Source organism: Paraburkholderia sp. SIMBA_030 (assembly GCF_046535245.1).
GTDB lineage: Bacteria > Pseudomonadota > Gammaproteobacteria > Burkholderiales > Burkholderiaceae > Paraburkholderia.
Map to the genome: position 1 here is coordinate 180842 of NZ_JAWRXB010000019.1, position 6740 is coordinate 187581.

Annotated in this window: 6 protein-coding genes; all 6 read left to right on the forward strand. The window is 64.6% G+C overall.

The features are described from left to right. The first annotated feature begins 67 nt into the window (after positions 1 to 67). The 6 genes from SB772_RS29215 (at position 68) to SB772_RS29240 (ending at position 6418) form a co-directional block, all read left to right on the forward strand. Entirely contained in the window at positions 68 to 769 is a 702-nt protein-coding gene (locus SB772_RS29215) for a TagK domain-containing protein (RefSeq protein WP_410836636.1), read from the forward strand. A gap of 86 nt (positions 770 to 855) precedes the next feature. Beyond that, a complete protein-coding gene (locus SB772_RS29220; RefSeq protein WP_410836651.1) occupies positions 856 to 1683 on the forward strand; it encodes a type VI secretion system accessory protein TagJ in 828 nt (275 codons plus the stop codon). Continuing rightward, positions 1680 to 2255 (forward strand): type VI secretion system baseplate subunit TssE, encoded by a 576-nt coding sequence (gene tssE / locus SB772_RS29225; RefSeq protein ID WP_410836637.1) that lies wholly within the window; start codon positions 1680 to 1682, stop codon positions 2253 to 2255. The genes SB772_RS29220 and tssE overlap by 4 nt, the downstream gene beginning before the upstream one ends. A 52-nt stretch (positions 2256 to 2307) precedes the next feature. Then, entirely contained in the window at positions 2308 to 4197 is a 1890-nt protein-coding gene (gene tssF, locus SB772_RS29230; protein ID WP_410836638.1) for a type VI secretion system baseplate subunit TssF, read from the forward strand. Beyond that, positions 4197 to 5258, forward strand: a complete 1062-nt coding sequence (tssG, locus tag SB772_RS29235; protein ID WP_410836639.1) for a type VI secretion system baseplate subunit TssG — start codon at positions 4197 to 4199, stop codon at positions 5256 to 5258. The genes tssF and tssG overlap by 1 nt, the downstream gene beginning before the upstream one ends. Positions 5259 to 5374: 116 nt before the next feature. Further along, positions 5375 to 6418 carry an ImpA family type VI secretion system protein gene (locus SB772_RS29240; protein ID WP_410836652.1) on the forward strand — a complete coding sequence of 348 codons (1044 nt, stop codon included), beginning with the start codon at positions 5375 to 5377 and terminating at the stop codon, positions 6416 to 6418. The last annotated feature ends 322 nt before the right edge of the window (positions 6419 to 6740 follow it).

Below are 6740 nucleotides of genomic sequence, written 5' to 3' on the forward strand. Positions count from 1 at the left end.
TGCGCTTCCTGCATAACTTAAAACCGTCATGCGCACATTCCGGCTGTTCAGGCGCCATCAGCCAGTCGTGACGTACTCCGAACCAACGGGGCTGTGGCAGCCGGATGGGGCCGACGGTCACGACCGTGACCTGGCTGCGCAGGCTGATGATGGATTGCACGTTTCGACGGGCTACGCCGCCGGGGAAGACATGCGCGGCGAGAACGCGGTGTTCGGGCTGATCGACACGGCGGCCGCCGGCCAGGCGCTGGCGCAGCATGCGCGCGGGAAGCAACGCGAGCCAGGCGCAAGCGACGTGGCGCAGGATCAGGGCGTGCATGGAGACGTAAATCGGGACGTGATTCAGGCGCTCCACGACCAGTATTGGCGCGCGCTCGACAATCCTCAGGCGTCGCTCGCGGCCGACTGGGCTGAGCCTGCCGCGCTGGCAAGCGGTTCGCGCAATGGTGCGTCCAGTTCCACCGATGAGGGGGCTGACGACCAGGCCGAAGCGCAATCGACAGAGGGCTGGTCCATTGAAGCGCTGCTGTCGGGCACACGCCGCCTCGAAGATGTCTTTGGCCCGTTCAGGAAAGGCGAAGTGCCCGAGGCGGAGGTCGAACCCATACCGGAAATCCTGCGTCTTTTCGCGCCCGCGGAATACCTCGCTGCGGCGTCGCGCCGTCCACCTGCACTGCCGGCCGCGCTCACGCGACGCGAACACCATTCGCTGGGTATCGACAGCCCGCTGCCGGCGCCTGACTCGACGACACACCACGACACCCTATGACTGGCCAGCCATCCCCGGTTACTCCGGCTACAAACGCAGGCGCCCTGCCCGATCCGGCGCGCGCTCCCGCGTCCGCCGTGTCCGATATGCCGCTCGAACTTCGCCTTGCGCTAGCCGAAGCCAGTATCCGCTCGAAACCGGCCGCAGCTGAACTGCGCTGGTCGCTGTTCCAGCTGCTGTGCGTCATGGGGCAGTGGGAGCGCGCGCTCCGGCAGCTTCAGGTGTTTGCACAGATCAGCCCTGCGCAGACACGGGCTGCGCAGGCATACCGCGACCTGATCCGCGCCGAGCGCTGGCGCGCGAAAGTCGTTGCCGGCCGCGAGCGGCCGGGATTTGTCTTCGAGGCCCCGTCCTGGGTGGACGGGCTCATCAACGCGTTGCACCTGGCCGCTAACGGAGAGGCCGACGCCGCCGATTCTGCACGCGAAGCCGCGCTCGACCATGCACCGCTTGTCGCCGCGCAATCGCCACCGTTCCGGCTGGAATGGGTCTCCGACAGCGATTCACGCTTCGGCCCCGTGTGCGAAATCATTACTGCGGGACATTACCGGTGGCTGACGTTTTCCGATATCACCGCGTGGCAGGTTGAACGACCGTCGACGCTTCTTGATCTTGTATGGGCACCATGCACGCTGACGCTCATCGATGGCAGCACGCTGCGGGGTTTCATGCCAGCCCGCTATTCAGGCACGGAAAACGCGCAGGCCAGCAGCGGCGAGCGCGACGCGCTCCTGCTTGGGCGCACGACGACCTGGCACGAAACCGGGCGTACCGGCGTGATTGCGCTTGGCCAGAAGACGTGGATGACCAGCGCGGGAGACATGAGCCTGTTCGATCTGGCCAGCTGTAAGTTCAGCAACGGCATGGGGAAACATGAGGAAGCGCGAACCGGCGTAACAGGGCGGCCCCGATGAACCGGCATAAGGACGACCATAACTACAGGCAACGGGAGACGTGGGCTGGCCAGGAGGGAGGCGCGACGCCCCGGCACGCGAACACGCACCTGCTGCCCACGCTGCTCGACCGTCTGCGCGACGATGCGCCGCAACGGCAGACCGAAGCGCCCAGCGAATATACGGTCACGCGTTCGCAGATGCGCGACATCGTGCAGCGCGATCTGGCGTTCCTGCTGAATACCACCAGCATCGAGGACCAGATTGACCGGGAGCGGTATCCAGACGCCGCCTCGTCAACCGTCAATTTCGGGGTGCCCCCGCTTGCGGGCGCGTTCATGGCGACGCGCAAGTGGGCTGAGATCGAGCAGATCATCAGGCGCGCAATCGTCGATTTCGAGCCGCGGCTGATTCCCGACGCGCTGAAAATTGTGCCGCTGACCGAGGCGGATGCCGAGGTCCAGCATAACGTCCTGGCGTTCGAGGTTCGCGGCATGGTCCACATGGACCCCTATCCGCTCGAATTCATGGTGCAGAGTTCGCTCGATCTGGAAACAAGCCAGGTCAACGTCACCGGCATGCGCACAGGCTGAACGCGGCCCCTCACGTCAAGAAAAATCAAGAGAAGCAAAGAGAAACCCGCCGATGGACCCACGACTGCTCGACTATTACAACCAGGAACTCATCTACATGCGCGAACTCGCCGGTGAATTCGCGCAGGCGCACCCGAAGATCGCGCGGCGTCTTGGGATGCAGGCGGGTGAAGTCGCCGACCCCTATGTCGAGCGCCTGATCGAGTCGTTCTGCTTCATGGCCGCGCGCATGCAGATCAAGCTCGATGCGGAGTTTCCTCGCTTTACTGGCCGGCTGCTGGAAGTCCTCTATCCGAACTATGTTGCGCCCACGCCTTCGATGGCGGTAGCGCGTCTCTATCCAAGCCGCAGCGAAGGCAACCTTGCCCATGGATTTCGTATCGCGCGCGGCACGACGTTCACGTCAAAGGTACCCGACGGTGAACGCACGGCCTGCGAGTTCCGCAGCAGCCAGGACGTGACGCTTTATCCGCTGGAGATCACCGAGGCGCGCCTGACCGGCATTCCGCCTGACATTCCGGCACTCGAGCGCTATGTGCCACCCAATACGAAGGTGCGTGGTGCGCTGCGCCTGCGACTGCGGACCACCAACGAAGCACGGATAGCCGATCTGCAACAACTGGACCGGTTGCCCGTGTATCTGGCGGGTGACGAGCAGGTCGCCTCGCAGCTCTTTGAGCTGCTGCACGCCGCGGGCGTCGCGTCGATCACGGGTGTACCAGGCGAATTCGGCACGCCTGGCCGGCCGCTTGCGGCGGTCACATCGAACGCCGTCGCCCACGAGGGGCTCGGCGCCGATGAAGGCCTGCTGCCGCTGACCTGGTCGAAGTTCCACGGGCACAACCTGCTGCACGAATACTTCGCATGTCCGAGCCGGTTCTATTTCTTCGCGCTGACCGGGCTAGAGAAGGGGCTGCGCCACGTGAACGGGCGCGAGGTTGAATTCGTCGTGCTGCTCGACCAGTCGACAGAGCAGCTCGCGAACCTGGTCGATGCGTCGCGTTTCGCACTCTTCTGCACGCCACTCATCAACCTGTTCCCGAAGCACACGGATCGCATCGAACTGTCGGCAAGCGACACCGAGTTTCGCCTGGTTCCGGCGCGCCTCACGCCGCTCGACTATGAAATGTTCTCCGTCGACACCCTGTACGGCCAGGTCTCGGATACCTCCGCTGAACTGGAGTTCCGGCCGCTCTACCAGACACTGAATAACGACGAGGGCAACCACGGCCGGTATTTTTCGACACGGCGTGAGCGCCGGCTGATGTCAGACTCGTCTCGCCGCTACGGCACGCGCACGCCGTACATTGGCACCGAAATGTTTGTCTCGCTCGTCGACCAGCATGAAGCGCCCTACGGCGAGGGTATCCGCTACCTGTCCGTCGATGCGTGGGTCACCAACCGCGACCTGCCGAGCCTTGTGCCGCGCGACGGGGTACGGGACCTGACAATAGCGGAATCCTCGCCGCTTGAGAGCATCGGTCTGATCCGGGCACCCACGGCACCGAAAGCACCTTATGCGGAACGTGAGACGGCCTGGCGGCTGATCCGGCAACTCAACTTCAACTATCTGCCGCTCGAGGATCTCGATCACCGCGCCGGCGGCCAGGGTCTGCGCGACCTGCTGCGACTGTTCCTCACTGGCGACGATATGGAACACCGTCGCCAGATCGAGAGCCTGGTGGGTGTGAAGACCCAGCCCGTGACGCGCAAACTGCCGGGGAACGGTCCGCTCGTGTTCGGCCGCGGCATCGAATGTGCGCTGACCGTCGATGAGTCCGGCTTCTCGGGGACCAGCCCCTACCTGTTTGGCCTGATTCTTGAACACTACCTGGCGCGACACGTGTCGATCAACAGCTTCACGCAGACCGAGCTGCATTCGATGCAGCGCGGGCGCGTCGCGCGCTGGCCGGTGCGCATGGGCACGCGAGGGATCGCCTGATGGACCGTGCTTCGCTCACGACCGTCGTGCGCGAGACGGCGCTCTCGCCGGAGTTCATCGGGCGCCTGCAGGCCGAGCCGTGGCGCTACGGGTTTCTGACACTGCTGCGCCGTATCGGTGCCGATGCCCGCATCGATCCGCCTGGCACCGCGCGGCGCCCGCAGGCCGAGCCGTTTCGCCTGGGGCAGCAGCCCAGTCTCGCGTTTGCGCCGCGCGAAATCGCAGCCGTTGGCGAGGCGAACGGGAGGTTGAAGGTGCGCCTCTTTGGGCTTGGAACGCTCGGACCGAACGGACCGCTACCTATCCACGTGACCGAGATTGCACGGGACCGCCAGGAAAGCCGGCGCGACGCGACGCTCGTCAATTTCCTCGACATCTTCCATCACCGGTACCTGACGCTGCTGTACCGCGCGTGGGCCTCGGCTCAGGCCACGGTTGGCCTTGACCGGCCGGGTGATGAGCACTTCTCGTTCTACGTGGCAAGCCTCACCGGCCAGGACACCCGCGAGGTCAGTCATCGTCCCCTGCCCGCGCATGCGCGCCTCGCGGCATCGGCACACCTCGTGCGTGAGGCCCGCAACCCGGATGGACTGCGCATGACGCTCGAGCGGTACTTCAGCGTGCCCGTGGCCATCGAGGAACACGTGTTTCACTGGATCGAACTCGATCCGGCTGACTGCAGCTGCCTCGGCCGGCCCGGCCCTGCGGCCACGATGGGGAACGCACTGCCCGGCACGCGCGTGCCCGACAGGCAGGGCAAGTTCCGCATCGTCATGGGTCCGCTCGACCTTGAGCAGTACCTGCGCTTCACGCCGCAGGGTGCCGATCTGCCCAAGCTGATCGAATGGGTAAGAGCGTTTGTCGGCTACGAATTTGTCTGGGAACTGGAGTTGCGCATCAAGGCGCGCAGCGCAGCACCGGCCGTCATGGGCGGGGAGCAGCGGCTTGGCTGGTCCGGGTGGCTTGGCCCTTCGCCCACTGACAAGCCCGTCGTCGGCATGCGGTTCGAACCTGAACGCTACGCGCAGCAACTGGCGCGCAAGGCCGCGCGATCCTCCTAGACCGCACAGAAGGACGGAACATGAGCAGCAACAGAAAACACACGCCGCACAAGCCGGCCGGCGCTACCGCGAACAGTTCGGGAAAGGCTTCCAAAAGTCCGACGCCTCACGACTGGATGGCGCCAGTGGATGCCGACGCACCCTGTGGCGCCGATCTTGAATACGATCCCGAATTCATCGTGCTCTCGGCCAAAGCCGCCCCGAGGGCGGAAGCGCAGTACGGCGATTTCGTCGGTTCGCCCGACCCCGTCAACTGGAGCGATATCGACCGCGACTGCCGGCGGCTCATGATGCGCAGCAAGGACATGCGGCTCGCCGTGCTCTTCACGCGATGCCGCACGCGCCTCGCGGGCGCCGCTGGGCTCGCCGAAGGCATCGGCTTGCTGGCCGCGTGGCTTGCCGCCTTTCCGCAGGCGCTTCACCCGCAGCTGGATGATGCCGATGCGGATGCCGATGCGGATCGCGACGCGGCGCTGGAAATCCGCATGAACGCGTTGCAGGCACTGACTGACACGGATGGCCTGCTATCGGATATACGCGAAATTGCGCTCACGAAATCGACCGCGACCCGCCTGCAGATGCGTGACATTGAACGGGCATTTGCGCACCCGCGCCCGAGCGACGCACTCGCGCCCGAATCGGTGACGCGACAGATCCAGGATCTGCGTAACCAGCATCCGGCCATCCTGGCAGGTTTTGATGACGCGCTGGCCGGTCTTGCCGGTATTGAGGCCTGGAGCCGCGAACACCTCGGCGTGTACGCGCCGGACCTGTCGGTACTCACCCGGCTGATGCGTCACGTTGCAGGTCGGGATGCGCGAACGGTCGAAGTAGCTTCGGAAATCGAGGCGGACGATGCGCAGTCAGACGTAAACGACGAGACAGAGCGAAACGAATCGTTACCGGCACGTGAGGAAGACACGATGCACCCAGCCACGGTTTCGCCAGGACGTCGCACGGGCACGACGCCGGCAGATCGTCATGCCGCGCTCGAACTGATCCGGGAGGCACGTCAGTGGTTCGAGTTGCACGAGCCGAGCAGCCCGATTCCGGTGCTGCTCAGGCGCGCTGAACAGTTCGTCGGCAAGCGTTATTCGGATGTGGTCCGGGCGATTCCAGCCGAGTTGCTGATGCAGTGGGACAGCGAAGAGATCCAATGAGCGCGCACCCTAGCATCGCACAACAGAAACGGGATCGTCGGCAGGCATGTGGCGGGCCTTTCGAAAGAGTGAAGGACGCTGTCCTGCGTACGGCCTCGATACGGCCTGCAACGATATAGACGGGGCGGCTATCCGCGCCGGTAATTCTTGAGGGAGCCCTCATGTTCAATCCGCTTCAATCGCGCACGCTGGGCATTTCCGGTGCGGCACTGCCCACCTGGGCGGGTGGCCCGGTGCTCACCCCCACCCGGCTGGTGGGCACCGAAAAACTCGGCAAGCTCTACGAATATACGGTGGAGGTGATGACGGTCGAAAGCGAAAC

What these genes read in the sequence shown, in the direction of transcription:
- SB772_RS29220 (WP_410836651.1), top strand. Translation starts at nt 856, where the DNA reads ATGCCGCTCGAACTTCGCCTTGCGCTAGCCGAAGCCAGTATCCGCTCG.
- tssE (WP_410836637.1), top strand. Translation starts at nt 1,680, where the DNA reads ATGAACCGGCATAAGGACGACCATAACTACAGGCAACGGGAGACGTGG.
- tssF (WP_410836638.1), top strand. Translation starts at nt 2,308, where the DNA reads ATGGACCCACGACTGCTCGACTATTACAACCAGGAACTCATCTACATG.
- tssG (WP_410836639.1), top strand. Translation starts at nt 4,197, where the DNA reads ATGGACCGTGCTTCGCTCACGACCGTCGTGCGCGAGACGGCGCTCTCG.
- SB772_RS29240 (WP_410836652.1), top strand. Translation starts at nt 5,375, where the DNA reads ATGGCGCCAGTGGATGCCGACGCACCCTGTGGCGCCGATCTTGAATAC.